This window comes from Kosakonia sp. ML.JS2a (genome assembly GCF_025642095.1).
In the GTDB taxonomy this organism is placed as follows: Bacteria; Pseudomonadota; Gammaproteobacteria; order Enterobacterales; family Enterobacteriaceae.
Map to the genome: position 1 here is coordinate 2,083,549 of NZ_CP106754.1, position 25,597 is coordinate 2,109,145.

General features: G+C 56.3%; 14 protein-coding genes. 3 read left to right on the forward strand and 11 right to left on the reverse strand.

The window, feature by feature from the left end; all coding sequences use genetic code 11:
- Window positions 1–401 precede the first annotated feature (401 nt).
- Together N7922_RS10010 and N7922_RS10015 are read left to right on the forward strand one after the other, a co-directional pair.
- The gene (locus N7922_RS10010) at window positions 402–7,691 is read left to right on the forward strand and encodes an autotransporter outer membrane beta-barrel domain-containing protein (RefSeq protein ID WP_263100397.1); all 7,290 of its coding nucleotides are present in this window, start codon (window positions 402–404) and stop codon (window positions 7,689–7,691) included.
- Window positions 7,692–7,941: 250 nt separating this feature from the next.
- The gene (locus N7922_RS10015) at window positions 7,942–11,592 is read left to right on the forward strand and encodes a glycosyltransferase (RefSeq protein WP_263100398.1); all 3,651 of its coding nucleotides are present in this window, start codon (window positions 7,942–7,944) and stop codon (window positions 11,590–11,592) included.
- Window positions 11,593–11,631: 39 nt separating this feature from the next.
- Here the strand turns inward: N7922_RS10015 and N7922_RS10020 are convergent, their stop codons facing one another.
- Both N7922_RS10020 and N7922_RS10025 read right to left on the reverse strand, forming a co-directional pair.
- Window positions 11,632–12,303, reverse strand: coding sequence for a class I SAM-dependent methyltransferase (locus N7922_RS10020; protein ID WP_263100399.1), 672 nt, complete (start codon window positions 12,301–12,303; stop codon window positions 11,632–11,634).
- A gap of 221 nt (window positions 12,304–12,524) precedes the next feature.
- Complete coding sequence (locus N7922_RS10025) at window positions 12,525–16,091, reverse strand: glycosyltransferase (protein ID WP_263100400.1); 3,567 nt, start codon at window positions 16,089–16,091, stop codon at window positions 12,525–12,527.
- A 233-nt stretch (window positions 16,092–16,324) separates the two neighbouring features.
- On the opposite strand from N7922_RS10025, the gene N7922_RS10030 reads away from it, so the two are divergent.
- Entirely contained in the window at window positions 16,325–17,476 is a 1,152-nt protein-coding gene (locus N7922_RS10030; RefSeq protein WP_263100401.1) for a DegT/DnrJ/EryC1/StrS family aminotransferase, read from the forward strand.
- Between the two features lie 43 nt (window positions 17,477–17,519).
- On the opposite strand, the gene N7922_RS10035 is transcribed toward N7922_RS10030, so the two are convergent.
- The 9 genes from N7922_RS10035 to N7922_RS10075 form a co-directional block, all read right to left on the reverse strand.
- Window positions 17,520–18,716, reverse strand: a complete 1,197-nt coding sequence (locus N7922_RS10035; protein ID WP_263100402.1) for an acyl-CoA reductase — start codon at window positions 18,714–18,716, stop codon at window positions 17,520–17,522.
- Complete coding sequence (locus N7922_RS10040; RefSeq protein WP_263100403.1) at window positions 18,700–19,785, reverse strand: acyl-protein synthetase; 1,086 nt, start codon at window positions 19,783–19,785, stop codon at window positions 18,700–18,702. The genes N7922_RS10035 and N7922_RS10040 overlap by 17 nt, the downstream gene beginning before the upstream one ends.
- A complete protein-coding gene (locus N7922_RS10045; protein WP_263100404.1) occupies window positions 19,769–21,151 on the reverse strand; it encodes an AMP-binding protein in 1,383 nt (460 codons plus the stop codon). The genes N7922_RS10040 and N7922_RS10045 overlap by 17 nt, the downstream gene beginning before the upstream one ends.
- On the reverse strand, window positions 21,148–22,113 hold the full coding sequence (locus tag N7922_RS10050) for a transketolase family protein (protein WP_263100405.1): 966 nt from the start codon (window positions 22,111–22,113) through the stop codon (window positions 21,148–21,150). Before N7922_RS10050 ends, N7922_RS10045 begins: the two co-directional genes overlap by 4 nt.
- Complete coding sequence (locus N7922_RS10055; RefSeq protein ID WP_263100406.1) at window positions 22,106–22,924, reverse strand: transketolase; 819 nt, start codon at window positions 22,922–22,924, stop codon at window positions 22,106–22,108. Before N7922_RS10055 ends, N7922_RS10050 begins: the two co-directional genes overlap by 8 nt.
- Entirely contained in the window at window positions 22,921–23,664 is a 744-nt protein-coding gene (locus N7922_RS10060) for an SDR family NAD(P)-dependent oxidoreductase (protein ID WP_263100407.1), read from the reverse strand. The genes N7922_RS10055 and N7922_RS10060 overlap by 4 nt, the downstream gene beginning before the upstream one ends.
- Before the next feature lie 10 nt (window positions 23,665–23,674).
- On the reverse strand, window positions 23,675–24,418 hold the full coding sequence (locus N7922_RS10065) for an SDR family NAD(P)-dependent oxidoreductase (protein ID WP_263100408.1): 744 nt from the start codon (window positions 24,416–24,418) through the stop codon (window positions 23,675–23,677).
- A gap of 3 nt (window positions 24,419–24,421) precedes the next feature.
- Window positions 24,422–24,664 (reverse strand): hypothetical protein, encoded by a 243-nt coding sequence (locus N7922_RS10070; protein ID WP_061494317.1) that lies wholly within the window; start codon window positions 24,662–24,664, stop codon window positions 24,422–24,424.
- An 82-nt stretch (window positions 24,665–24,746) separates the two neighbouring features.
- Window positions 24,747–25,391, reverse strand: a complete 645-nt coding sequence (locus tag N7922_RS10075) for an acetyltransferase (RefSeq protein WP_263100409.1) — start codon at window positions 25,389–25,391, stop codon at window positions 24,747–24,749.
- Window positions 25,392–25,597 lie beyond the last annotated feature (206 nt).

A 25,597-nucleotide genomic window follows, 5' to 3' on the forward strand; every position in this document is an offset into this window, starting at 1 on the left:
ACCAGAGCTCCGGTGCGGTGACAATCTCTGATGGCAATGACTGGAATCTCACTGGGCCTGCAGGTTTTACTTTCGGCGGCACAACCTATGTTATTTATTCGAGCATAAATCAACTTATCGCTGATGGATATATTAATAATTCCGTGATTGACCAAAGTTTGAGTGTCGCGGATTTTGGTTCTTTAAGTAAAACAATCATAGTCTATGACCCCATTACCCAAAGTAACAAAACCGTTAACGTTTACAATAGTAGCGATATTACGTCGCACAGTATTGATAAGGTTGATGTAGGTGTCATCAAAAATGGGCCTGCGGATATCTATATATCATCCCGATTCGCTACCGTTAGTGATGGTTCAACCGCTGATGTTGATTTAGGTAACATCTCAATTGGCGGAGCGATGCGTGATTCTAAGTTAATTTATGTCGATGGTAACTCGGCATCCACAACGACGGCAACGGTGAAAGGTAATATCAATCTGGAGGTTTTTTTCGAGCAAAACCCTCTGGATGCACCATTGATACCATTAAACGTTGTAACGACAACCTATACCGGCACCTTTACTACCTTTAATGGCGGTAGTTTTACCGTAAACTCCATTTCCGATCTGCAAAATTATAACGACTGGTTGATTGAAAAACTGAGCAACGGGGAGCTTGATTACAACGCGTATCTGACGGAGTTTGCTAAAGCAACTGTCAATACGACTGTTGTCGGTGATAATGGCGCCTATATTGCCAATAAAGTGGGGCCAGCAGCCGATCCGTCGCTGTTGACCACGCCAACCGGAAACTCCGCTTTGCTGTATGCCGATGGTGCCAATGCTGTCGCAATCCTTGACAGCGCGGCCAGGGTCAGCGGTAGTGCAGGGATGGATGTGTCAACGTCTGTTTTTAGCCTGCATAACAAATCCACGGGGATTAATAATGGTAATGTCGCGGTCTCTTATCGTACTGCAAATATAGATACGGGTGCGACTTTTATTAATAATGGGTCCATTGCCAATGGGGAGTTAAATGGCCGTGGGCTTGACTCTCCGATTATGGTTCATGACGCCGGGAGTACGTTTATAAATAATGGTACAGTGAACTCTGTTCCATCTTCCTGGTCATATACACCCGCCGAAAATGTAATTAACTACAATATTTTTGCTCATACATCGGCAAAAGTTATTAATAATGGTGTTATCAATGCCAGTGCCAGTGAACCTTATTTGGGGCGCGGTCTTGCAGGCGCTGTATTTGGGCTTACATTTAATGGTGCTACAGGCTATAACAGCCCGGACGGTAATATTAATGTCGGTCATTCACCTAATGGCTACGATGTGTATGCTACACAAGGGTCAGCGGGTGTTTATGCTACCGGGAATACACAATTTGAAAACGCCGGGACCATTACGCTTGGTACCAAAACAAATGGCTCTTACGGCATCTATGCAGCTTACAGCCAGGCCGGAAGCGATATTGTTAATAGCGGTAAAATTGTTATTAACAGCAATGGTGAGGAGGGAGCGTTTATTCCTCAGGCGAATATCGGTATTTTCGGCGAGAATTATTCCCAGGGGCTGCGAAACACCGGCGCTATTGAGATTAACGGAATTAACTCCATTGGTATTAAAGCACTTTCCGGTGCAGCTATTGCATCGTCCGGGGTTATCAATGTAAACAGCGCCACCGATCTGGCAACCGGTCTTCGCAACTATGGGGTATGGTCCGAAGGTGCAGGCTCGGTAGTGGATATTTCAGGTACCGTTAATCTTATCGGCGATGGCGCTATTGGTGCCCATGCGCGAGATCAGGGCAATATTACCGTGTCGTCAGAAGGGCAAATTGTTTTCGGCGGCGCTAACCAGCTTGGCTATTACGTTTACGGGCCGACCGCCTCCATTACCAATAACGGCACCGGCGCTCAGGATGTCAGCACGCAGGATTCGGTGCTGTTCCGCGTGGACGGCGGGGCGGGTTTCACCGGTGGTGCCGGGGCAGCCTCGGTGCTGACGGCCTCCGGTCAGGGATCGACCTCGGTTGTGGCTAACGGAACAGACAGCGCCAGCGGGAAGGTCTCGGCCTTTAACTCCGGCGGCATGACCCTCAATCTCTCGGGAGAAGAGGCCACTGGCGTGGTCATTCAGGGCGGCGCGCAGGGCAAAATTTCGTCAGATGCCACGATCACTATGACAGCCACCGGTGCAGTCGCCGGGATCGCCGACGGCCAGGGTTATGATATCAACGGTAAAGCAGTGGGGAGTGCCATTGCTGGTGTCCTGACCGATGCCGCGCTGAGCGCCGGGGCGGCTGGCTTTGGCTCCGGTACGGTTCTGGTGACGGAAGCCGCGCTGAACTCCGCGCTGGATGCGGTGACCGGGTACATTGCCCGTAACGGTGCGGAAGTCAGCAACGCCGGTAATATTGTGTTCACCGGGAATGACACCACAGGTCTGCTGGTTGAAGCGGGCGCTCGTGGCGATAACACTGGCAGCATCACTGTCGGTGCGGGCGGTACTGGCATCGTGGCGCAGGATGCGTCAGGCGCTAATACCACCGTGGTCAATACTTCCGGTGACCTGGTGCTCAACGGCGGTGACGTTTCACAGCGCACAACCGGCATCATTGCCAGCGGGGCACACACCACCGTCAACATGACTGGCGGCACCGTGACAATGAACGGTAACGGTGCCACTGGCGTGCGGGCTTCTGAGGGGGCAACGGTGAATCTCTCCGGTACCGCCACCCCGAACTTCTCTTCCACGGCCACTGACCAGATCCTGTTTGCTATCTCTGGAGCCGGTTCCACCATCAACACCAGCGTCCCGGTGGGTACCGTGCTGGATGCATCCGGTGAGCGTTCCACCCTGTTCCGTCTCGAAGACGGCGCCGTGATGAGCGGTGACATTCAGGTCGCCGCCAGCGGCAAAGAGGCCACTGCGGTTTACCTCACCGGTGCAGGTACCGCCGCCGAGATTGGCAGTGGCAGTCAGATGGACATCAGCGGCAACGGGGCTACCGGGGTGTATGCCTCCGGCGGTGCCACGGCCACCATTGCAAACGGTGCAAAACTGGCACTGACGGGCAGTGGCGCGATAGCCGGTGTGGTCGATGGCAACACGTACGCCAGTGACGGTACGCTGATCGAAACCGGTACAGGGGCGCAACTGAATAACGCCGCCACCATTAGCTCCACGGTTGAGGGCGCGACGGCCTTTATTGCAAAAAACAGCGGTACGCTGGATAACAGCGGCGACATCCTGCTGACGGGGGCCAACTCCACGGCCATCCAGGTACTGGGGGGGAACGTTAACAATATCGGTAATATCACGGCCAGTGGCACGGCACTCTATGTCGGCGCGGGTGAGCAGGGGCAGCCCTCCACCATCACCAACAGCGGAACGGTGCTGGCGACCGACGGTCGTGCCGCCATTGAACTGGCGGCAGGCAGTCTGAACCTCGTGGGCAGCGGCGTGGGTACCATTGAAGCCCGCGGCAGTGCCGATGGCGTGCGGGTCAGCAGCGGCGCAACCGGGCTGGATGTGACGGATGCGCACATTATTGTTAACGCTGCCGGAACGACAGGGAACGGTATCGAAAACGCCGGCAACCTGGCGAACCTGCAACTGTCCGGTACCACCATTGATGTGGCAGACGGTGCCGGGGTACGTACTGCCGTCTCAATTGACAAAACCAACAGTGGCACCCTTAACGTGAGCGGGGCAGGCGTCGGTATCGCCTTTGAAAACGCCGACGGTAGCGCCACAATCGGTGATCTTGACCTGTCCGGCTCATCGGCTCTGAACATTAACGTTACCGGCGCAGGGGGTTCCGGGATCCGCGCCAACACCACTGGCTCCGTTGACACGGCGGCAAATATCCATGTGAGCAATGAATTTGGTGGTGCAGCCCTGGTTCTCGGCAGTGGTGTCATAACGGCCACCAACCGCGGTTCGCTCAGTTCGGACAGTATGGTGGCGGCAGTGGTGGATACCGCCGATGCCGCGCACTTTACTAACACCGTGACCGGGGTAATCACTGCCTCTGCATCCGGCACTGCCGCGCTGGCGATGAATACTGACAACGCGACGGTCAATAACGCGGGCATCATTAACGGTGACGTCGTGATGCACGGTGCCAACGGTATGGTGAACAACACCGGATCCATCAACAAGAACATTGTGACTACCAGTGGCGATAATGCCATCACGGTGGATGGCGGTTTTGTTGCCGGGGATATTATCCTGAACGGCAGCGGTAACAACACCGTGCTGCTGACGAATGGTGCAGAGGTGAACACGGTGAGCGGTTCTGCAGGAAACGATACGGTGACGATCCAGGGGAACGGTAACACCTTCACCGCGCTCAACGGCGATACCGGCACGTCCACGGCGGAGTTTGATGCGGTGACGGACGGCTTCCATCTGGATGATTTCAGCGCGCAAATTAACGACTACGACCAGCTCAACCTGCGTAATGGCTCGCTGCTCTTCCTCGACAGCGATTATGTCCTCGGGGGCAAACCGGCCGGGGGCGCTGGGGTCGATATCGATGCCACCTCGGTACTGGCGGTGAATGGCACAGGCAGCAGGGTGCTGGGCAACGCACTGACTGGCATCGGGACGATGGCGGTGGATAACAGCGGAGCATCGTTTGACTTTGCCACCACCACCGGCAGCGACTTTGCCGGTATCGTGGACCTGAGCAATGCGACCCTGGCGCTGGGCGATGTGAACACCTCCGCGCTGACCCATGCCACGCTGAAAGCCAATGCAGGCAGTGTTACCACGGTAGCGGACGGCGAACAGGCCATCGGCGGCCTCACTTTCGCCGGTGGTGAGATGGTGTTTAACGGCACCGCGCCTGACCAGAAAGTGGCAACCAGCCATGTGACCACGGGTACGCTGGATGCATCCGGTAGCGGTAGCGTACAGATTAACGTACCGGCACCGTATGTGCCTGGCCATGAGACGGCGACCACCAGCTCCCTGATGACGCAGGATGACGCCAATATCGGGCTGGAGCTTATCAGTGCAGGCATGGTCACCGGTAGTGGCGGCAACCTGGTGCTGAAAGACCAGAATGGCAACACAGTGACGTCGGCAACGCAGGTGGATATTGCCCAGAGCGGCAACACCGTGGCGAAAGGCACCTACGATTATCGCCTGACCACGACAGGCGAGTCCGGCAACCAGGATGGTCTGTATGTTAACTACGGCCTGAAAGAGCTGGAGCTGCTGCAGGACCAGACGCTGATCCTCGACGCGGATCCTGGCGCAACCGGCGCAGCGGCGGACCAGTCAGCCCGAATAACTGGCAATGGTAACCTGGCGATCCGGGCGGAAAACGATGGATTGCTGTCCCTGTCGAACAGTGGCAACGACTATACCGGTGAAACCACCATTCTGAGTGGCACCTTGCGTACCGATGCGGACGGCGCGTTGGGGAACACGGCCATGCTCGCTATCAATGATGGCGCGAAAGTTGACCTGAACGGCACGGTGCAAACGGCCGGTACACTGGTCGGTTACAATGACTCGGCGCTTGATTTTAATGGCGGCTCCCTGACCTTGCGCAGTGGCGGCATCAGCAGCGGCAGGCTGTACGGCGGCGGCGAGCTGAATGTCGATGGCGGTGTGCTGAGAATCGACGGCGCAAACGGCGAGCTGAGTGTGACGACTTACATCAATAATGGTGCAGAAGTGGACATCACGGATGCCCTGGCTGCGGGGACCGGCAAAATCCTGGATGAGGGCGTGCTGACGCTGACCGGCGTTGTGGGACAGCTTGCCAACAACATTAGCGGTGTCGGTAACGTGAATGCGACCGGCGACACGAACGCGGCAGTTTCCGGTGACAATAGCGACTTCAGTGGCGTGTTCAGCATCGACAGCGGCAGCAACCTGACCGTCGGCGAACAGCGCAACCTGGGCACCGCCGCGGTCAACGATAACGGCATGCTGACCGTGGAGACGGGCAGCGACTGGACGCTCAACAATAGCATCAGCGGCAGCGGTAACCTCACGAAAACGGGGGCGGGCACCCTGACCCTGACCCAGGATTCAGCGGCGTATACCGGAACAACAGATATCACCGCAGGTGAACTGGCGTTGGGCAGCGACGACGCGACGGCGGTGAATATGGCCAGTCAGCTTGTTAACGTCCACGACAGCGCATCCTTTACCGGTTACGGCAGTACCCGTGGCGATGTGAATGTCATGCAGGGCGGTGTGATGCAGATGACCGGGTTCACGACAGGCGGCAACCTGACCAACAGTGGTTCTGTTCTGCTCACCCGTCATGATGGTCAGCCTGGCAACACCCTGACTGTTAACGGCAACTACAACGGCAATAACGGTTTGCTGGCCTTCAACACCAAACTGGGTGGCGATGATTCGCCAACAGACAAACTGACGGTACATGGCGACACGGCAGGCAATACCCGGGTTAGCGTGACCAATATCGGCGGTACCGGCGCGCAGACCGTGAACGGTATCGAAATGGTTCAGGTAGACGGTAGCTCAGCAGGCAACTTCGCCCTGACATCCGGTACGGTTGAAGCCGGAGCGTATGTCTACACGCTGGCAAAAGGCAGCGGTGCGGCGAATAAAAACTGGTATCTGACCAGCAAATGGAGTGGTTCAACGCCGCCTCCACTGCAAGTCGTTGACCCGAGCGATCCGTCAACACCGCCCGTTGTTGATCCGCATGGACCCTCAGTCCTGAGGCCCGAAGCAGGTAGCTACATCAGTAACCTGGCCGCTGCAAATTCGCTCTTTGGTCAGCGCTTGCATGACCGTCTGGGCGAACCGCAGTACACCGATGCACTGCGTAACGGGAAGGAGAAGGTCAGCAGCATGTGGATGCGTCACGTCGGCGGCCATGAGCGTTTTTCGGCGGGTGACGGCCAGTTGAAAACACAGAGCAATCGCTATGTTCTGCAACTGGGCGGTGATATTGCCCAGTGGAGCGCTGACGGTGCTGACCGCTGGCATCTGGGCGTGATGGGCGGCTATGCGAACGAGCACAGCAATACCCGCAGCAACCGCGTCGGGTACAGTTCGGACGGTCGTATCAGCGGTTACAGCGCAGGCCTGTACGGCACCTGGTACCAGAATGACGCAGATAAAACCGGCGTCTATGTGGACAGCTGGATGCAGTACAACTGGTTTAACAGTTCGGTGGAGTCCGACAATCGTGAGAGCGACAGCTACAAGTCGAAAGGGCTGACCGCCTCTCTGGAAGCCGGTTACACCCTGAAAGCCGGGGAGTTCTATGGCAGTGAAGGCACGCTGAACACCTGGTATGTCCAGCCGCAGGCGCAGGTCACCTGGATGGGCGTGAAAGATAATGCGCACACCCGACGTGACGGCACCCGCATTGAAACTGAAGGCAGTGGCAATATTCAGACCCGCCTTGGGGTGAGAACCTACCTGAACAGTCACCACAAAATGGACGAGGGTAAAGGGCGTGAGTTCCAGCCGTTCGTGGAAGTGAACTGGATCCACAACACCGACAGCTTCAGCGTGAAAATGGACGGTCAGCGCGTGAGCCGCGACGGTGCTGCGAATCTGGCGGAAATCCGCACCGGAGTAGAAGGTAAATTGTCAGACAACCTGAGCGTGTGGGGCAATATTGGCGTGCAGGTTGGCGATAAAGGGTATAACGACACGCAGGGAATGTTGGGTGTGAAATACGGCTTCTGATGCCGTACATAAAAGGGACGGAAACAGGACCATGGAAGGTCTCTCTGCTAAGCCCATCCCGCATTGCCACCTAAAAAGCGTATCAACAAAGGCCGTAAGGCCTTTTCGTTGGTCAATCGCCAGATATAACCCCTTTTCTGCAAGCTGTTTTTCCTCTCGATCTTTCCTTCGTCGCCCACAATATTGCATAACGACAGGAACGCCTTTTGAAATCGCCCCGGCCGTGCGCCCGGTGATGTGAGGATGACAGATGCGAAGCATATTAATCAGCGTTGATAAATTTGACGCCTACACCCCCCATAGCGCCGAACTTCTTGATATCGCCGAAGCCTTGCTGGCGGCAGGCTGGCGCGTGGACGTTATTAGCTGCGCGGCAGGGCAGACGCTGACGGGTGAAATTGAACGCCTGATGGCGACAGGCCGCTTTGCGGTGATTACCGATAAGCAAGGTGAGCCGGACGCCCGCTACGACATTATCTGGATCTACCGGGGATTCTTCAGCGAAAAACTGCTTAATGCGGTGAGCGAAAACCGCCTGGCAGGCGCGATGGTGTTCCGCCATTACAGCGATTACAACGATCTCTATATCCCGTGGGGCGTGGCGCTGGAAAACCAGTTTGCCGCACTGACGCTCGATCTCTCGCCACGTACTTCTGCGCTGTTGCTGCAAACCGGTGTTGATAGCGCCCAGTTGAAAACCTTGCCCTGGTCCGTACCGGCCCGTTTCGGCCAGTTTGTTCGCACGCGCGAAGCACAGACGTTGTCCCGCGTGCTCTATATCGCGCCGAAAATGTCTGCCGAAATGTATGAAGTGCAGCAGAAAGCGCGAGAGGCCGGGATTCAGATTGACTGGTTTGATCTCAGTCAGCAGGTGCAACGCATTGAACCGGCGTGGCTTGAGCAGTATGACGTGGTGATTGGTAATGAAGAGAGCGTGGCGAAAGCATTGACGCTGGGGATCCCGCTGTTCCTTGCCAACGAAGGGTATGTCGAAGGGTATCTGACCGACGAGAATATGGCGCGCCACGAGGCGGAACACTTCTGCGCATTAACGCTGCGTAACTGCCCGGATGCGGACGAATGGGTGGATCTGCTGAAAAATGGCTATGCCAATGCCCGCGCATGGTCGCAGGCGCAACGCGCCTATTTTGCCAGTAAATGGGAACTGGACAGCGCACTGGCGGCGCTTTTCGCCCAACCTCTGGTGGAAAAAACACGCGCGCTGGATGAAAAATCCCGCTACACCCTCAATTTTCACAGCAAAGCGGTACTGGCGCAGCAGCAAACGACGGCGTACTCCTTTAACCGTTGGCTTGATGATCGCCAGATAAGCGACGCGCGGCGCGAAGCATTACGCACGTTTGCCGGCGCATACCCGGAGAAAGCCAGCATTGGCGTTGTCATTCTCGGTGAGGATGACGCCAGCGCGCAGACCCGGGCTTCGGTAGAGAGCCAGTCGCTGGCGGCGGTGTCGATTGATGTGATTGCCAACGACGCCACGTGGCCAGCGGCGGTTAACGCACTGCTGAGCACGCGCAGCGCTGACGCATTGTTGCTGATCCCGGCCGGTTACACGTTGCGTGACGACGCGTTGCTGCGCTTTGCTGAACAGCGGCTGCAACAACAAAATGCCTGGCTGTTTTACGCAGATGAAATGACGCGGGCGGAGAACGGCGAACCGGTGCTGACTTTGCGCCCGGACGTGAATATTGATCTGCTGCGCGGCGTGCCTTATGTCGGGCGCGTGCTGCTCTTCTCCCGTGACATTGCTCTGCAACTGGGCGGACTGAACCGCCATTTTCCGCAGGCGGCAATGATCGATTTGCTATGGCGTTTTGTCGAGGGACAGGGCGCGGCGGCCCTCGGGCATGTGGCGGAAGTGCTGGTAGAGAGCCCGCACCCGGCTGCACAGTGGAGCGATACGCCGGACGTTATCAGCGAATGCCAACAGATCCTGCTGGCGCATTTGCAACGCCTTGGCATCAACGCCACGCTGGAAGCGGGTCTGACGGCAAACATTAAGCGGGTACGTTATCAGTGGGATGCCACACCGCTGGTGTCGATCATTATTCCTACCCGCGATCGTTTTGCGCTACTGAAGCGTTGTATCGAAAGCCTGATGGAGAAGACCCGCTATCAGCACTATGAACTGCTGATTGTGGATAACCAGTCCGTGGAGGACGATGCGTGCCGCTTCCTGAACGATCTGGCGGCGCTCGGGCTTGAGCAGGTGCGCATCCTGCGTTATGACGCGCCGTTTAATTTTGCGGAAATCAACAATGCGGCGGCGCAGCAAGCGCGCGGTGATGTGCTGGTATTCCTCAACAATGACTGCGAAATTATTGATGGCGAGTGGCTTGATGCCCTTCTGGAACAGGCGCTGCGTCCGGAAGTGGGGCTGGTGGGCGCGCGTCTGGAATACCACGATGGCCGTATCCAGCATGGCGGTTACCTGCTGGGTGTTCAGCATGGTGTGGAGGTGGCGTTTGAAGGGGCGGATGGCCAGAGCAATGGCTTCCAGCACTATCTGAAAACACCGCGCAATCTGGCGGCGGTGAGCGCCTCCTGCATGATGGTGCGTAAAGAGGTCTTTTTCTCCCTGAATGGTTTCACGCAGGAGCGGTATCCGCTCTATTTTGCCGATGTGGATCTCGGCCTGCGCGCGCAGAAACTGGGTTACCTTAACGTCTGGACCCCATACTCTCGTGTCAGACACATGGGGGGCGCAACACGTCTGCTGGGCGACAAGTTCCAGGTTCAGGAGCGCCCGCTGCTGCATGACTATGCCACCCTGCGCCAGGCGTGGAAACAGGGGTTACTGGCCGAGCCGTCTTACCATCCTTTAATGCAGAAAATGGGCAAAGCCTTCACCCTGAGCGACAGCAGCGCACGGCTGTTTCAGCCGTTGCCGGGCCGTCCGTTACCGGTGGTGCTGGCGCATCATATTAACTGGGTCGGCGGTGGTCATCACCGGGTGATGCAGCCGTTTAAGGCCATGGAGCGCCACCTGATGCTTGAAGGTGGGCTGATCAACACCATTCCAGGTGTGATGGAAGTGGCGCAACTGCAACCGGATGTCATTCTGCTGGAGTTGATCACCGGCAGTCGTTTCCCGGATATCTTTAAACAGCTCCGCGAAGTCAGCGAGGCGAAAATCGTGCTGGAGTATGACGACTATCTGCTGAATGTGCCGATTAAAAATGGCAACCGTCAGCACTTCCCGCAGCATATGATCAAAAGCTTCCGTAAAGTGATGGAGAGCGCGGATTGGGTCGTGGTCTCCACTGCGCCGCTGGCGGAGGCGTATAACCGTTTCCATTCGGATATCCGTATTGCGCAAAACCGTCTTGCGCCACATCAGTGGGAGCATTTGCGTAGCGAGCGCAACACCGGGAAAAAGGTGCGCGTCGGCTGGGCGGGTGGCAGTTCGCACTCTGGCGACCTTGAGATCCTGTTGCCGTTGATCAAAGAGCTGGAAGGGCAGGTTGAGTGGGTGTTTATGGGCATGAAGCCGCGCAATGTGCAGTGCGAGTTTCACCCCGGCGTGCCGTTTGAGATGTACCCGGAGAAACTGGCGAGCCTGAATCTCGATCTGGCGCTGGTGCCGTTGCAAATTAACCAGTTCAACGAGTGTAAGAGCAACCTGCGTCTGCTGGAGATTGGTACCTGCGGTGTGCCGATTATCGCCACCGACATTGAGCCTTATCGTTGCGGTCTGCCGGTGATGCTGGTGGAGAACCGCTTCAAGGACTGGATGAACGCCGTTCAGGCTTACATCAACGATCCGCTGCTGCGCCAGCGCGACGGGGATGCCTTGCGGGACGCGGTGCTGAACCACTGGTATCTGCGCGATGCCGGGCTGGATGACTGGCGTCAGAGCTGGCTTCCGGCAGGAGCATAAAAGAAAAAGGCGCTGCAAAGCGCCTTTTTTTCCGCCGGGTTAGCGTGTTTTCCAGTAATCAACGAAACCGTCTTTACCAAACAACCATGCGGTTTGCAGTTCCGCGTTGATTTTCTCCACCTGCGCCTGTACTTCGCTGTAGGGCTTGCGCAGCAGCACCCAGGCTTTACTGATCGGGCTGTAAATCGAAGACTTGTATCCCCACTGCGCCATTAACAGTTCCATGCTCTGGTTGGTGTGCACGGCGGTATGCACCGGCGTGTCAATATAGAACCAGTTCGGATCCTTCGGTACGCGCTCCACGACCACGGTGTGAATCATCAGCGCTCCGGTATCGGAGACCAGATTGTTAACCGCATCAAGGTCTGCCCGCGTTAGCACATGTTCAAACATGGCGGAGTTGATCACCAGCGACCACGCCTTTTCAGGCGGGTTGTCGATGTAGTGCTGGAGCGGGCTTTTGACGTATTTATCGTAGCAGGTGATCTCGCGGCTAAAGTATTTACGCTGGATATGACTCAGCGAACCGTAACCGGCGGCATAATCGAGAATCGCACTGTCATCGATAATATGATTGCGCGCCAACAGTTCAATCATCATGGCCTGGGCGGCGTAAGGCGGTTGGTTAAAATCGTGCGTCTCACGGCCTTCGGTTTCAGCATAATGATGAAAGTCGTGATTCAGTTTTTCCCACGCCTGTGCCGGTAACATCTGGTGCGTTCGTGAACTCAGAAAATGGCACGCCGGACATTCATAAAACTGCACGGGAACCAATTGCTGTGTGAAGTTGCGTGTTGAAGGGGCAATATATTCCTCCTTCACGAAATACAGCGCCATTTCCGTGCCACAAATGAGGCATGTATGCTTTTCCATAAAGACCCTGTTTACGTAGTCATTTTTCATGAAGTATCGCGGCTGAAACCGCCTGGTGGTCAGTTACCAGGCAGCCAGCAGCGCGCGTGATGAAGCAAATTCTCTCCCCGTAGCATGCCGTGTTCGCGGACCCAGGCTTGCAGCGCATCACCCTGTTTCCACGTTGCTGCTAAATCGTGCAGATGCATCTCAATGGCATCACGCCATTTCTTCGGCGAGTTAGCCACGCGGGTTACTGGCAGCGTATTGCGATAGCAGATATTGTCGCTGCAAATTACCGGGACACCGCAGGCGCCATACTCCAGCAGGCGAACGGCGCTGAGGTTGCGGTTAAACAGGCTATCCGCCAGTGGCGCCAGCGCCAGATCGAGATTCAGTGAAGCCAGTTTGTGCGCATACACTTCGCTGGCCCAGGCCGCGTGATACTCCTTCACGTGTGGGCGCAGCGCTGGCGGGCAATAGCCAAAAAAGATCCAGTCAACGCGATCGGCGAGCTGGCTTATCAACGGGTAAATCACATCCAGATCGGCGCTGCGTTCCGCACTACCGATCCAACCGACGCGCGGCTTTTGCCCCACGCCGCGCAGGCTGGTCAGCCCGGCCCACTGCGCAGGATCAAGACGGGTTTCCGCCACACGAATATCGGCATTCCAGCCCGCACAGGTTTCAGCAAGGACTTCACTGGCGACGACGAGGCGATCTACGCTGGCTGCGGTCGCACGCAGCGCGTGCTGAAGATCGGCCGGGAACTTCTCACGAAGCGGTGACTGGGTCGGCAACGCCGGAAGGTACTCATCAATATCAAAGACGGTAAACACCGGGGCAATTTTGCGCAGGCGTTGTAGCCACTCTTGCAGGAACGGCGAGCACTGACGTGACAATATCAACGCATCCGGTGCGTAACGCACAATCTCGGCATAGGGGGTGGCGCGATACGTGCTTTGCCCGTCCGCCAGCGCAGCGTCTTTCAGTCGGTCCAGCGGCAACACCAGTCGCGATTGGGTGGCGGGCTGTTCGCCCAGCGGGTAAGTGATAAAACGCGGCAACGGTTTCCAGTGCAGCGGTTGCCAGGTATCGTGCTCCCCGAGGGTGAACTGGAAGCCTTCGCCATCCAGCGTCAAATTGGGGTTATACGCCGGGTCATTGGCAATCAGCGGCATCCATTTTTCATACATCGCGTCCTGTTCGCCCATAAAGCGAATGCGTTTCTTCTCCTGCGCGGTTTTATCCACTTTGTTCTGACTGACGCTGCCTTCGTGCATCACCATCGCATGCGGTGTCCAGACCGTCAGATACCCGGCTTCGCGGACTTTCAGGCACAAATCAACATCGTTATAGGAGACTTTAAATTTGTCTTCATCCAGCCCGCCAACCTGGTCGTAGACCGATTTGCGGATCAGTAAACAGGCGGCCGTCACCACGTTATAGTTTTGGTCGACCTGTAAGCGGTTCATATATCCGGAGCGTTCCAGATCGCTGCCGATAAACGGGTGATCCGCCGGGCCGCGCAGACCCAGCACCACCCCGGCATGTTGCACTTTCCCGGTCGGGTAGAGCAGTTTGGCGCCGGTAATGCCCACTTCCGGGCGCAGACCGTGGTTCAGCAAACTGTCCAGCCAGCCGCCGCTGATGATGGCGGTATCGTTATTGAGCAACACGAGGTACTCGCCACGGGCTTCCCGCGCCGCCATATTGTTGATGGCAGAGTAGTTAAACGGGTAAGGATAACGCAGTACGCGAATGCGTTCCGGATCGATAGTGGCGATGCCTTCCAGCCACTGCAAGGCTTCCGGTGTTTCGCTGTTGTTATCAACAATCAGCAGCTCATAATTGCGGTAGGTGGTTTTTTCCAACAGGCTGGTTACGCAGGGGATCAGCATGGAGAGCTGATCTTTGGTCGGGATAATAATCGACACCAGCGGCTGCTGCGTGTGGTGGTAGCGCAGGGCATACAACCCCGGTTTTGGGGCTTCGACGCGGCCCTGCGGGTAACCCCGGTGATGCAAATGCTGGGTCAGGATCGCCAGTTCTTCCGGTTGCGTTACCTGAATGGGATCATGACCGATAACAAAAATCTCCGGCAGATGACCGGCGAACTGAATGCCTTTTTGTTCAATCAACCGCACGATGTAATCAAACTGCCACGCCTGCTGATAACCGGTATTGAAACCGCCCAACTCCAGTACAGTGGCGCTGCGGAATATCCAGTGGCGCGCCATCTCTGACGGGTAGCTGAGCAGTAGATCGAGATTAAAATCGGGGCGAAAAGCGGAGCCAATCAGCTCGCCATCAACAGACTGATAAAACTCATCGCCGTATACCGCATCGCAACCCGCTGCACCGTCGAGCGCCAGGTCGAACATCAACATCCCGCCGCTCTGTAAGGTTTCGCCAGCTTCCAGACACAGCATCCAGTCTCCGGGGCGGGCAGTGAGATACTGATTGACCGCCGTGGCCCGCATAGCCTGTGGGCAGACCAGCGCAGGCGCGCCTGCTGGCGCTGACTGCTGATCATCGCAAATCACCACCGGGTTGAGGCTCAAGCCGAATCCCTGGTATGCCGCGATGCTGTGAAGGGTTTTTTCGCAGGCGGCAGTGTTGCCTCCCTGCTGGAAGACGAACACCGTGAGCGTCTGTGCCGTGGCGCGGGCCTGTTGAAATGCATCGACCAGTGGGCGGTATTGCGAGGGCAGGGTGCGTGCCGCCAGCCATTCGCGGATCTTTCCACTGCGAAAGTGCGTGAGCGAATGCTGAGCGGAGGTCAGCATCGCATGGTGAATATTGACCTGTTGATACTGGTCTGGTGTGTCCATGGGCGCCACGCGCACCCACTGGTTCTGCTCCGGTGTGCCTTTGTACCAGCCCAGTTCACGGATGACGATAGGCATCCGGGTGTAGGTGCGGGTGACCTGCGCCTGGCGCGACTGGTTTAATTGACTTTGCTGGTTACCGGAAATGCGGAACGCAGAAAGCGTTTCAGCGACAAACGCCAGGTTGCCCTGGGCCAGCAGCTTCAAAGAAATGGTCATATCGGCAAGGAACGGCATTGCCTCGCCTTTCAGGAAAAACAACCCTTCGCCAAAGGTGACCAAATCCTCGCGGTAGCACAGTATCACGCTGGGTTCGCCGATAAAATTGACCAGGGTGTCGGCAAAGTAGGCAATGACATCGCGGCCATCAACGATCACATCGTCGGCGAACGGGGCGGCAGTGGCGACAATATCCGCCAGCGGCTGGTCATATTCATCCACACGCAGACGGCGCGAGGTGGCGAGTCGGTTATTGGGGGCCGACGTCAGCGCAGCGACAAGACGGGTGATGCAGTGTTCAAACAGAATATCGTCGTCGTAGAGGAATTTAACGTATTTGCCCTGCGCCTCGCGCAAACAGCGTAAGCAGTTGTTCTCTTCACCCAGTTGTTTTTCATTTTTGAAGTATTTCACGGGGGTGTGGCTGTTGCGGGCGTAACGTTCACAGATCAGGCGAATGGTATCATCCCGGCTGTCGTCGCAGATGATCACTTCGCAATTCGGCCAGCTTTGATTGAGCGCGCTGCTCAGGGCGGTTTCAAAGAAATCGGGCTTATAAGCCGGGATGATGATACTCACCAGATCATGTTGGTTCATTGTTTTTCCAATTGAATTTCCCTTTCCGGGAAGCCATCACCGAATCGTGGTTAGAATTTGACATAATTTCAGTGCGTTCCAGCCGTCAAATATCCAGCGTTTTCACCCTCTTTTTGGGGGATAGCGCCGTCGTGGGCGCAATTGGCACCTGAAATGCCGTCTGTTTTACCGATAAGCGAATCCGTCCCCTCGCTATCATGCAATGACTCATTGATTAACGTGCAGGTCTGCATATGGGCGATAACATCTTTGTCACGAGTCCGCTTTTGCCTCCTCTTGAGGAGTTCATGCCCTACATGGAGAAGATTTGGCAAAATCGCATCCTGACTAACGGTGGCGCTTTTCACCAGCAACTGGAAGAGGAGCTGGCGAACTACCTGGGCGTAAAACACGTGTGCCTGTTTTCCAACGGTACGCTGGCGTTATTGACGGCGTTGCAGGCGCTGCGCGTTACCGGCGAGGTGATCACCACGCCTTACTCGTTTGTCGCCACCTCCCATACCCTGCTGTGGAATGGCCTGACGCCCGTCTTCGCCGATATCGACCCGCAGACATTTAATATTAGTCCGGAACGTATTGAAGAGCTGATCACCCCACAGACCACCGCCATCATGCCTGTGCATTGCTATGGCATTCCCTGCGATGTTGATCGCATTCAGCAGATTGCCGATGTTTACGGGCTGAAAGTGATTTACGACGCGGCGCATGCATTTGGCGTGCGTAAAGATGGCGTCAGCATTCTTAACCATGGCGATTTGTCGGTACTCAGTTTCCATGCCACGAAAGTGTTTAATACTTTCGAAGGGGGCGCGATCATTTGCCATGACGCCCGCACCAAGCAGCGCATTGATTATCTGAAAAACTTTGGTTTTGCCGGGGAGACACGCGTTGTTGCGCCGGGCATCAACGCCAAAATGAACGAGATGGAAGCGGCGTTTGGCCTGCTACAACTGAAATACATCGACGGCGCACTGGCTGCCCGCTCGACGATTTATCAACGTTACTGTGAAGGGTTGCAGGGCATCCCGGGCATCAGCTGGTTTGACGCCGCCGGGCGTTTTGACTGGAACCACGCCTATTACCCGGTGCTGGTGGGCAGTGACTATTCGCTTACGCGTGATGGGTTGTACGATGCGCTCAAGGCGGAGGGGATCTACTCGCGCCGCTATTTTTACCCGCTCATCAGCTCCTTTGCCATGTACCGCCATTTAGCGACCGCTTCGGTGGACCATTTACCGGTCGCCAATGCGATTGCCGAGCAGATCCTTTGCCTGCCCATCTACCCGGATTTGACAGAAGCCGATCAGCTGCGGGTGATTGATATCATCCGTCGGCATGCGCAGAAAACAAAAAAGTCCGGTAAACCCGTTCGCCACGTTGCTTGATAAAAAAACGCCGGTTATCCGGCGTTTTTTTGCCCGCCACCGATTAACCGATAGCGACGGTTCGCGTCAGCATGGCGACCAGATCATAACCATCCCATTGCAGGGTGAAATCCAGCGTGCGGCCAAACGGAACCACGCGGTCAATGCCCTGTGGTCGGCGTGCCGCCAACCATGCAGTCACCGTCGCATTCTCAATGCCAAACGTCGCCAGCGTCTGGCAGCGTTCGCCGCATACCGGCATGATCTCATCCAGCGATTCGGCGACATACTCGAGGAAAAATCCGCAGTTACCGCGTAACTCCATTACTGCGCTATTCACTTCAGGCAGTTCGATGCGTACCAGCAGGTTGTCGTCTGCGGAAACCTTTTTAACGCCGGGCCACGTTGCACCCAGCAGACAAAGCCGCATCAGTTTATTGACTGCTGCAACCGGCTCCAGGTGGTAAAAGCGCGCGGCGAAGGCATGAAAGTGTTGCCAGAAGAGTTCCCGTGCGGCCTGCGTCTCTTTTCCCAGCCAGACCACCAGCGAGGGTGAAGAACAGGCGTTCTGGTCATTGAGCAGGGTGTCATTAAAGAACGCTCGCGCCAGCTTCTCTTTATCCGCATGCGCCAGATAGCGATCCGCATCAATGGCGGCAATGGAATAGCGGTCGGCAAAGGCTATCTCCCGTGCACGCGGTTTTAGTGGCGAGCGTCGGATCTGCGCGATGGTTTCATCGCCACCCCAGATAATGCGGGTATCGCACAGCGCGGAAAGGGCGTCATTGATCGACTGCTGGCGTTCATAACGCAGCAGGCAGATATACGGTGCCAGTGCCGGATGCTGCGCTAAGGCGGCAGCCAGCAGGCGCACAATGATCGCCACCTGTGGGTGGTCGCGCCCCGGTAAACGAACAATATTGGCATTTCCGGTCAGCAGGCCAGTCAATAGCGAGTAGGCGAAGTTAGCGGCAACATTCCCCGGTGCGATATGAAAAACGACACCGCGACCATAGCGGTTGGGCAGATCGCCGTATGCGGCCTGCATTTGCGCCAGCGAGGCTTCCCGGCACCAGAAACCGAGGCTCACCACATCCGGCCAGGCTTTCGCCTCCACATCTTGTAATGTCAACCGGGAAAAGGTGTGCAACAGCGCCAGAATCTCCGGGGCAAAGGCCGGATACGTTGCCCGTTCCGGCATCGCCCGTAACTGTGTTTCGTCACCAAGAATGAAGGTCAGATCGTTAAAACTCTGCTGCATATGTGTCGCTACACCCGCGTAATTCGGCTTTTTTCAGCCGACCAAGGATCCGGAAATATTTGCCTTTGCGCCCGCATGGGCAGTCATCTTCGCCCAGTAATACCCCCTCATCTTCCGTCAGCAACGCGTGGCCAGGGTAAGATTCGGGCAACAACGACAGCACCTGAATAATCCCCGGCTGGCCGACGGGCGCACAGGCAAAATTGTGTGGGTCGCGAATAATCACATCCGAGAAGATCGACGCGTGCAGGTGCCCATGCTCGCATTGCATATAGATACAGCCGGTTTGTTCAACCATGCCGTAATAATCATGTACCGCGGGTAAGCCGCAGACATCCTGCAACCGGCGGGCGAAGTCCGCTGGCGAAACGGCTTCATGCTGCAACTTTTTCCAGCCGCCGCCGTGGATCAGCAGCGCATTGTCCAGCGCCAGCTTTTTACCGCTCGCCGCCAGCGCTTTATAAAAATGCTGCCAGACCATAAAGGTGAAACCGAACAGCAGAATGCGTTTACCCTGGTGTTTTTCCAGGAAGGCTTCAATCACCGGAATATTCAGCGCCATGTTTTCATCCAGCGCCCAGGCGCGATCGGCGCCAAACAGCGAGAAGCCAAGAATGCCCGCGCCGCGAGCGGAAAATTGCAGCCGGTCTTTCAGCACATCCGGTGAGTCGATAACCAGCATCGGTAAACGGCTGGCGCCCGTGAACTGGCTGACAATCTTCACCAGCACTTTTTGCTGGTAAGAGGCGGTAGTTTTATCGAGAAAAATACGCGATACCTGCTGGCCGGTGGTGCCGGACGAGGTCATGGTTTTGACAACTTCATCGTCCGGGATGCTTTTCAGCGCCAGCGATTTAAACAGCGACACGGGCAGAAAAGGCACATCCTCCAGCGTAACAATCGACGCCGGATTCACGGATTGTGCATCGAGCATGCCGCGGTAGGCGTCACAGCGGTCGTAGTGGTGCGCGGTTAATGCTTGCAGGCGCGCCAGCAACATCGCGCGCTTTTCCTCACGGGCCAGCGAGTAGGGTGCAATGTTGAGGATCTCGTTAAACGGCAGGGACATGATCTTTCAGCTTATGGTAGAGCGTTTTGCCTGCCGGGTTTTTGGGGATCTCGGCGAGGGGGATCACGCGAAATGCCGACGCGTGAAGTTTGCTGATGTCTGCCGCGTATTGCTTGGCTGCTGTTGCGAGCGATGCATCGGTAATAAAGATGCACAGCAAGTCGTCGCGGCCATCGCAGGCGATTGTCGTATCCGGAAACGCCGTTTTGAGTAGCGCTTCCATTTCGTCCAGCCCCACGCGGTTGCCGAAAATTTTCAGGAAACGTTTTTTGCGCCCGACAATACGATAGAACCCGTCGCTGTCGACCGTGGCGATATCGCCGGTATGCAACCGACCGGCAAAGTCATCGCCAAGAGCCAGATCTTCACCGCGTTCGGCATAGCCCAGGGCCACGTTTTCGCCGTGGTAGATCAGCTCGCCGTGCGTTCCCGGTGTGGTCACCGGTTGGTTGTCATCTCCCAGCAGCAGGAATTCGCCACCGGGGATCGGTTTGCCGATAAAACCGTACCGCGCGGCGGCATCTTCCGGCGGCAGCCATGCCATGCGCGAAGTGGCTTCCGCTGCGCCATACATCACGATAAAGCGTTTACCCTGTTGGGCGGCGAATTCGGTGTATTCCTGCTGCAATGCCGGCGCAAGTTTACCGCCCGCCTGGGTGAGGGTGCGTAAATCCGGCAGATCCATACGCATAAACCGCAGCTTACGCAGCATCTCCCAGGTATAAGGCACCCCGGCGAAGGAGCTGGCGCGTTCCGTACGGACAAAATCCCACAGTTCACGCTGCATCACGCTATGCCCGGTCAACAGCAGGCTGCCTCCGGCATAAAGGTGGCTGTTGATGATAGAGAGCCCGTAAACGTAGTTCACCGGCAGACTCACCAGACCGCGCTCATGGCGATCAATTTGCAAATATTGCGCAATGCTGGCGGCGTTGCTTTGCAGATTGCGTTTGCTCAGGCGCACCAGTTTCGGGCTACCGGTTGAGCCGGATGTTGTCATCAGTAACGCCAGAGAATCATGGAGTGCCCATGGGGTTAGCCCGGTGGCGTGCAACTGATAACAGCCGTCTTGCGGCTGCCAGAGAAACGACGGGCGATAGGTATCGATCAGCTGCTGCGCGAGGGACGTATCCAGTGCGTTGTCCAGCAATAGTGCGACGGCGTCCTGTTTCAGGCAGGCAAGATACCCAATGACGGTCTCCACCTGGTTATGGCAAAAAATAAAAACCAACGCGCGTGGAGGAATACGCTGCGCCAGTTCGTCAACGCGCGCAGTGAGTTCGCCGTAGCTGAGGCTTATGCCGCGATCGTCTTTCAGCGCCAACTGTGAAGCCGGGTGCTGGTGTGTATGCCAGAAAGCATTCATTGCAGTGCGTCCATGACCTGTGCTGTGAGGTTTTCCACCGTCAGACCGCTTTGTTCCAGCATCCAGCCGTAGTCACCGGCGTGCGGATAACCTTGCGGAATACCAAGGGTTAATTGTCTGGGGCGTTGTGTTTGCGCGCTAACGTATTCCGCAACGGCGCTGCCGAGACCGCCAATCATGCTGTGCTCTTCAATGGTCACCAGCAGCTTTTTCCCCAGATGCGTTGCGATAGCGGCTTCATCCAGGGGTTTAAGGGTGTGCATATCAATAACGGCGGCATCAATCCCCCTGTCGGCCAGTTGCCCGGCGCTGGTCAGGGCAACATGCACCATACTGCCGGTGGCAATAATGGCGATATCTTTGCCTTCACGTAAGGTGATGGCTTTGCCGGGGATCAGCTCAAAATCGTCTTTGTAAACGATGGGCGCGCGCATGCCGCCAGTGAGACGCAGGTAGACCGGGCCATCATATTCGAGCGCCGCCTGGGTCATTTTGACGGTTGCTGTGCAGTCCGCCGGGGAAAAAATGGCGATGTTAGAGACGGCGCGGAGCATTGCCAGCTCTTCAATACCGTGATGCGTGGCGCCAAACATCCCGGTTGCCAGGCCGGACGCCAGACCAACCAGTTTGACGTTTTCCTGCATATAGCCAAGATTCAGGCGTACCTGCTCTGCGGCGCGCAGCGTCAGAAAGTTAGGAAACGAGGTGGCGAAAGGCACATAGCCGCTTGCCGCCAGCCCGGCCGCGACGCCGATCATGTTCTGTTCGGCAATCCCCGTGTTGAAAAAACGTTCCGGGTACGTGGTGCTAAAGCGATCGAGGCCGGAAGATTTGCACAGGTCGCCGGACAGGGCGACGATACGATCGTTATCGTGTGCGAGTTCCAGTAGCGTCATCCCAAAGGTGCCGCGTGAACCGAGCATTGCCCAGGAGCGAATGGCGGCGGGTTTGAACTCAATCATGCTGGCCCCCATTCAGTTCACCCAGCGCATCGGTTAACTGCTGAGCAGAGACGCGATTGCGGTGAAACTCTTTATTGTTTTCCATAAACGACACGCCTTTGCCTTTCACCGTATTGGCGATGATCACCTTCGGTTTCCCATGATGCGGTGCGTTGAAAGCAGCCTGCAACGCGGCAATATCGTGGCCATCACAAACCCGTGTTTCCCAACGACAGGCGCGCCACAGTGCTTCGAGATCCATCGACATCACGTCACGGGTAAAACCATCGGATTGCAGGCCGTTGCGATCGACAACCAGCGTCAGGTTATCAATGTTGTGGTGCGCGGCCATAAAGGCGCACTCCCAGATTGCCCCTTCGTTGCACTCTCCATCGCCGACCAGCACGTAGGTCTGCCACGTTTCGCCTTTCAGGCGACGCCCCAGCGCCAGCCCGGTAGCGAAGGAGAGCCCCTGCGCCAGGCTGCCGCCAGAAAAGTCGATGCCGTACTCCGGGTGTTTGGTGGGATGAACCTGCAACACGGACCCGTTGATCTCAAACTCGTTGAGCTGCTCTTCGCTGATAATGCCGTACTCGCACAATGTGGCGTACAGCCCCAGCGCGGCATGGCCTTTGCTCAGAATAAACTGGTCGCGTTCGCGGCGGGTGATGTTCTGTGGGTCATAACGCATGACGCTGCCATACAGCGTACTCAGAATGTCGGTCATCGACAGAGCAGGGGAGACGTGCACTCCGTCGCTCGGCGCGTGGTGCGCCACATTGACGATACGGGTACGAATGCGTCGGGCCGCATCCTGAATTTTTTGCGTCATTTGAGACCACCATCCACGCGAATTGTCTGGCCTGTGATATAGCTGGAGAGATCGCTGGCGAGGAACAACGCCGCCTGCGCAATTTCCGCCGGTTCGCCAGCACGGCGTAAGTCCGCGCCGTTTTTGGCATCTTCAACCACTTGCGCCGGCATGGTGAGTAGCATCTCGGTATCGGTGATCCCCGGCGCGATGCAGTTGGCGCGAATGCCTTTCTCACCCAGTTCAGCGGCAATGGATTTGGTCATGGCAATCAGCGCGGCCTTTGATGCACCATAGGCGGATTTGCCCGGATTACCGTCTTCACCGGCCGTTGACGCAATATTGATGATGCTGCCATGTTGATGGCGGGTCATCAGTTTGGCGATGTACTGGGTAAAGAGGTAGACAGAGAAGAAGTTCACTTCAAACTGGGCGCGTAGCTGCGCTTCGCTGGTCATCTGGAACAGACTGTTCAGCGTGATGCCGGCGTTATTCACCACGGCATCCAGCGGGCGCTTGTCGGACATAATGCGCTTGACCGCCAGTTTCATGGCCTCGTAGTCGGTCATATCAAAACCGAGCGGCCAGATTTGCACATCATGCTGTGCGGCGACCTGCGCCATTTCCTGCGTAAATGCTTCATCGGCTTCACGCGCGTGGGCGTAAATATTTGCCCCACTGGCAGCGAACACATCCACCATGGCGCGCCCCATACCGCGACGACATCCGGTGATCAGTACTGTTTTTCCTTGCATCAACATGTTTGTTTCCTCAACCTATGCCGCCATCGACGCGGATGACCTGGCCTGTGGTGTAACTGGATGCGTCAGATGCCAGCCACAACAGGGTGTTGGCGACTTCTTCAGCGAGTCCAGGACGCTTCAGCTCGCAGCGTGACATTTGTCGCGCCATCACCTCTTCAGAAAGCGATGCCGTCATCGCCGTGCTGATGACGCCAGGCGCTACGGCATTGACGCGAACGCCTTGCGGCCCTAACTCAGCAGACATAGTCCTGGTCGCCGCAATCCACGCCGCTTTGGCGCTGGCGTAGGCCAGTTGGCCTGGATTACCGTCCAGCGCCGAAATGCTGGAGATATTAATGATGCTGCCTTTTTTCTGGCGCAGCATCAGACGGGCGATGTATTGGGTAAAGGCGATTTGCGAGAAGAAGTTGATGGTGAAGGTCTTTTGCAACTGCTCCAGCGTCACCATCTGGAAGTTGGCATCAAAATTTGCACCGGCGATATTCACCAGAATATCCACCGGTTTTTTCGCTTTCTGGATCGTCATCGCCGCCTGTTTTATCGCGTCGTTGTCGCTCAGATCGAAGTAAACCGGGATGATCTCGACCTGATAGTCGGCGCTAAGCTGCGCGATAAACTGGGTGAATTCCGGTGTTTCCGCCTGACAACAGGCGAAAACATTCGCGCCCGCTCTGGCGAAGGTTTCCAGCGTTGCCTTGCCGATACCCTGCAGGCAACCGGTGATAACGGCGGTTTTCGCTTTCAGCAACATGGCTTAGTCCTGAAGTTCAACATCGTATTTCTTCAGGATCTCTTTGCCTTTTTCCCAGGAAGAAAATTCGATGATGTCATCGGTATCCATCATGATGTCGAAAGCGTCTTCCAGAGAGGCAATCATCGTCATATGGCCTACGGAGTCCCAGGAAGGGGTGTCCTGGTATTTGTACCCGGCAAGGATCGCTTCATCCACTTCAAAGGTTTCGACAAAGATACGGTTATAGGTTGCTAAATTTGACATCGTGTTTCTCCAGAATAGCGTGGAAATTTCATTAATATCTGTGCCGCGCTATCGCTGACGACCGCGCGGTGGAATAGGTTGCTCAACGAAAGACTTTTTTATCGTCGTTTGTGCGAATTGCTCTTGCCGGGTTCCCCATGGCAATGACGCCAGCGGCGATATTGGCAAACACGGCGGCCCCCATGCTGATGATGGCGTCTTCGCCGATGACGGTGCATTCGCGGATTACCGCGTTCATGCCAATAAACGTGCGCGGCCCCACCTGGCACTGACCCGCCAGATTGGCATAAGAAGAGATGACGCAGTCGTCGCCTATCTGGCAGTCATGGCCGAGGCTGGCGTTAGGTTGCAGGTGCACGTTACGTCCAATCACCGTGTCGCAAGAGATAAACGTGCCGTAACAGACCACGCAGCCTTCATTAAAGGTGACCTCTGCGCTCACTTGCGCCCCAGGATGCACCAACACCGGCAAGGTAAAACCCGCTGCGCGTGCTTTATCGGCCAGCTTCCGGCGCAGAGCAGGTTCGCCCACGGCGATCACCACTTCATGATCATGCGGCGTCAGACTCTCCAGCGTGACAACCGGGTGGCCTTTGAGTTGCCTGTCTGCGTGCAAGTCGTCGACAAAGCAGAATGCGTCCCAGCGCGGGTGGGTGGCGTTGATCTGCTTCGCCAGTTCGAGAACTTCTCTACCCAGCCCGCCTGCACCATAGATTGCCAGTTTCATCGTATCCTCGAAGTGCGATATTTCAGGGCATGACCGCCCATCTGCCTGACCATCCTGCTTGCGTCGGCGAGTCTCGCGCGGGCGTATAAGTGACAGTCGGGATCAATGCCTTAATGTAAATGACCGGGGGGTTCTGTCAGGGTGCGAATAACCATCATTTTCTCTCGCTTATTAGCGGATAGAAACGTGCAGAAACGTTGGTCAGC

Coding starts and splice junctions, on each gene's coding strand:
- N7922_RS10065 (WP_263100408.1), bottom strand. CDS start 24,418: ATGTTGCTGAAAGCGAAAACCGCCGTTATCACCGGTTGCCTGCAGGGT.
- N7922_RS10045 (WP_263100404.1), bottom strand. CDS start 21,151: ATGAATGCTTTCTGGCATACACACCAGCACCCGGCTTCACAGTTGGCG.
- N7922_RS10020 (WP_263100399.1), bottom strand. CDS start 12,303: ATGTTACCGGCACAGGCGTGGGAAAAACTGAATCACGACTTTCATCAT.
- N7922_RS10030 (WP_263100401.1), top strand. CDS start 16,325: ATGGGCGATAACATCTTTGTCACGAGTCCGCTTTTGCCTCCTCTTGAG.
- N7922_RS10010 (WP_263100397.1), top strand. CDS start 402: ATGCGTGATTCTAAGTTAATTTATGTCGATGGTAACTCGGCATCCACA.
- N7922_RS10060 (WP_263100407.1), bottom strand. CDS start 23,664: ATGTTGATGCAAGGAAAAACAGTACTGATCACCGGATGTCGTCGCGGT.
- N7922_RS10025 (WP_263100400.1), bottom strand. CDS start 16,091: ATGAACCAACATGATCTGGTGAGTATCATCATCCCGGCTTATAAGCCC.
- N7922_RS10040 (WP_263100403.1), bottom strand. CDS start 19,785: ATGTCCCTGCCGTTTAACGAGATCCTCAACATTGCACCCTACTCGCTG.
- N7922_RS10075 (WP_263100409.1), bottom strand. CDS start 25,391: ATGAAACTGGCAATCTATGGTGCAGGCGGGCTGGGTAGAGAAGTTCTC.
- N7922_RS10050 (WP_263100405.1), bottom strand. CDS start 22,113: ATGATTGAGTTCAAACCCGCCGCCATTCGCTCCTGGGCAATGCTCGGT.
- N7922_RS10055 (WP_263100406.1), bottom strand. CDS start 22,924: ATGACGCAAAAAATTCAGGATGCGGCCCGACGCATTCGTACCCGTATC.
- N7922_RS10035 (WP_263100402.1), bottom strand. CDS start 18,716: ATGCAGCAGAGTTTTAACGATCTGACCTTCATTCTTGGTGACGAAACA.
- N7922_RS10015 (WP_263100398.1), top strand. CDS start 7,942: ATGCGAAGCATATTAATCAGCGTTGATAAATTTGACGCCTACACCCCC.
- N7922_RS10070 (WP_061494317.1), bottom strand. CDS start 24,664: ATGTCAAATTTAGCAACCTATAACCGTATCTTTGTCGAAACCTTTGAA.